Below are 2,983 nucleotides of genomic sequence, written 5' to 3'. Positions count from 1 at the left end.
GCCCCCGCCCCTCCACGAACGCCGTGTACGCCTGCGCGCTGGTGAACCACACCGACGGGTCCTCCCCGAACACCCGCGCCCGCTTGGCCAGCACGTACCCGAACTCCTCCGGCGTCAGATACCCCAGCTTCTGCGACGACGCCCCGTCCTCCCGGTACGCGTCGAGCAGCAGCCAGCCCGCCCCCAGATACGTCGCCGCCGTGTCCGTGAGGATCTCGTTCTCGCGGACACCGGGGAACGACAGCCCCAGCCGGTGCAGATAGACGTGCGTCACCTCGTGCGCGAGGGCCGCCCCGATGTCCCGCCGGTGCCTGCGGAAGCGGTCGTTCAGCTCGACGAAGTACTCGGGCCCGGCGGCCAGTTCGACGTTCGCCGCATGGGTCATCTCCCGGAAGCCGACGATCAGCCGGGCGTCCGGCAGCCGATAGTGCCGCACCAGCTCACGGGCGACCCGCTGGGCGCCCAGATGGAGATCGTCGGTGTCGCAGAACGCCACGTCGACGGGGGCGACGCTCGTGTCGAACGTGTGGATCGTGTCGTACGACAGCCGCTTGTACAGCGCGGTGATCGACGCCCGCACGACCTCCAGGTGCGGGTACCCGTGCTCGACCGGTCCGCCGTTCGCCACGTCCGCACCCCCAAAGGCGCCTCGACACGTTCCACTCTAAGCCGGTGCCCGCCTACGCCGACCGGTGTCCGCGGCGTCCACAGCCGCCGCCCTGTGCCCTCGGGGCCGCCGCCCGCGGCGTGGGACGGCGGACCGGGCCGACGTAGGGTGACGACCATGACCACCAGCGACACCAACGAGGCGAACAGCGGCGCGGCGGCCGACGAGGTCGACGCCGAGGTGCGGGCCGAGCTGACCCGGCTGCGGGACAGCATCGACAACATCGACGCCGCCGTCGTCCACATGCTCGCCGAACGCTTCAAGTGCACCCAGCGGGTCGGCCACCTCAAGGCCGCGCACCAGTTGCCCGCCGCCGACCCGGCCCGCGAGGCCCAGCAGATCAACCGGCTGCGCGGGCTCGCCGAAAGTGCCAAGCTGGACCCGGCGTTCGCGGAGAAGCTCCTCAACTTCATCATCGCCGAGGTCATCCGGCACCACGAACGCATCGCGGACGACGCACTGAACGGCACGACCGGCGACAACGGCACCATCGGCGACAACGGCACGACCGGCGCACCCGCCAGCCACGGCACACCCGGCAGCAACGCCATGACCGGTATCACCGGCAGCAGCGGCACCACCGGTACCACCGCCAACGGCGCCGCCGCGGGCCAGCGGTGACCACGGGGGAGTGACATCCCGCCCTCCAGCGGGCATCCTGCGTGAGCACTCTTCGTCAGACAGTGACTACATGCGGTGAGAAACTCGGATCAAGGCGCCGCCGACCGCGAGCCGCCGAGCCGAGCGAGGGGACACGGGCCATGCCGTCGGAAGCCAAGATCCTCATCGTGGACGACCACGAGGACACGCTCTACGCCCTGGAGAGCGCCCTGGCCCCGCTGGGCTACCGCCTGACCCGCGCCACCAGCGGCGACGCGGCACTCAAGGAGGTCCTGCGCGGCCAGGTCGGCCTGCTCCTCCTCGACGTGCGCATGCCCGGCGTCAGCGGCCTCGACGTCGTCCGCTACATGCGCGGCGTCGAACAGACCCAGCACATCCCCGTCATCCTCCTCACCGGCTTCGGCCCCGACGCCGAGCTGACCGCCGCCGCCTTCCGCCTCGGCGTCGCCGACCTCGTCATGAAACCCATCGATCCCTGGGCGCTGCGCACCAAGGTCCGCTACCTCTTCGACGCCCACGAACGCTCCCACGCCCTGGAACGCGAGGTCCGCGAACTACGCGCCCGCCTCAAGGACCACCAGGACCGCGACGACCGCGAGGACCGCAAGCACGACGACACCGGCGGCCGCGTCCCCGCCCAACGGGAGCGCACGGACGACGACGCGCGGGACGGCGCGAACGACCGGGCATAGGCCGCATACGACCGGGCGCGCGGCGCATACGACCGGACATAGGTGGCGTACCCGGCCCGCCCCTGTCCCGTGCCCTGGGCATCAGGCAGCATGTCCCTCATGTCCGTACTGACGCGCGACGAAGCGCATGCCCGTGCCCGACTCCTCGACGTCCACCGCTACGAGATCACCCTCGACCTCACGCGCGGCGACGAGACCTTCGACTCCCGTACCGTCATCCGCTTCACCGTACGGGGAAAGAAAAAGGCCGCGGACACCTTCGTCGAGCTCAAGCCCGCCGACCTGCGCTCCGTCACCCTCGACGGCAAGCCCCTCGACCCCGAGACCCTCGACGGCAACCGCCTGCCGCTCACCGGCCTCACCCCGGGCGAACACGAACTGCGCGTCGACGCCGCCATGCGCTACTCCCGCACCGGCGAGGGCATGCACCGCTTCACCGACCCCACCGACGGTGAGACCTACGTCTACACCCAGCTGTTCATGGACGACGTCCAACGCGTCTTCGCCGCGTTCGACCAACCCGACCTCAAGGCCGTCTTCGACCTGACCGTCACCGCTCCCGAAGGCTGGACCGTCCTCGCCAACGGCATCACCGCCCAGCAGGACGACGGCACCTGGCGCGCCGCCACCACCCCCCTCATCTCCACCTACCTCGTCGCCGTCGCCGCCGGCCCCTGGCACTCCGTCCGCACCGAACACCGCGGGCTGCCCTTCGGCATCCACTGCCGCCGTTCCCTGGCCCCCTACCTCGACACCGACGCCGACGAGATCCTCGACGTCACCCGCGCCTGCTTCGACCGCTACCACGAGAAGTTCGAGGAGCCGTACCCCTTCGACTCCTACGACCAGGCCTTCGTCCCCGAGTTCAACGCGGGCGCCATGGAGAACCCCGGACTCGTCACCTTCCGCGACGAGTTCGTCTACCGCTCCGCCGTCACCGACACCGAACGCCAGACCCGCGCGATGGTCATCGCCCACGAGATGGCCCACATGTGGTTCGGCG

General features: G+C 70.5%; 3 protein-coding genes and 1 pseudogene. 3 read left to right on the top strand and 1 reads right to left on the bottom strand.

The features are described 5' to 3' along the window. Window positions 1-628, bottom strand: a 628-nt coding sequence (locus AOK23_RS41885) for a hypothetical protein (RefSeq protein WP_055717631.1), incomplete at its 3' end; no start/stop codon positions are given. A 156-nt stretch (window positions 629-784) separates the two neighbouring features. Here AOK23_RS41885 and AOK23_RS41880 point away from each other — a divergent pair. From AOK23_RS41880 to AOK23_RS41870, 3 genes and pseudogenes are all read left to right on the top strand, one after another. Further along, a pseudogene (locus AOK23_RS41880) lies at window positions 785-1,153 on the top strand (chorismate mutase); the annotation flags it as partial. 275 nt (window positions 1,154-1,428) lie between these two features. Beyond that, window positions 1,429-1,980 carry a response regulator gene (locus AOK23_RS41875; RefSeq protein WP_055717630.1) on the top strand — a complete coding sequence of 184 codons (552 nt, stop codon included), beginning with the start codon at window positions 1,429-1,431 and terminating at the stop codon, window positions 1,978-1,980. 90 nt (window positions 1,981-2,070) lie between these two features. After that, window positions 2,071-2,983: M1 family aminopeptidase (locus tag AOK23_RS41870; protein ID WP_276205806.1), on the top strand; the 913-nt coding region annotated here is incomplete at its 3' end.

This window comes from Streptomyces torulosus (genome assembly GCF_001419765.1).
GTDB lineage: Bacteria > Actinomycetota > Actinomycetes > Streptomycetales > Streptomycetaceae > Streptomyces > Streptomyces torulosus.
The sequence above is the reverse complement of the archived record's forward strand: the minus strand, read 5'-3'. Positions and strand labels throughout refer to the sequence as shown.

Coding starts and splice junctions, on each gene's coding strand:
- AOK23_RS41875 (WP_055717630.1), top strand. CDS start 1,429: ATGCCGTCGGAAGCCAAGATCCTCATCGTGGACGACCACGAGGACACG.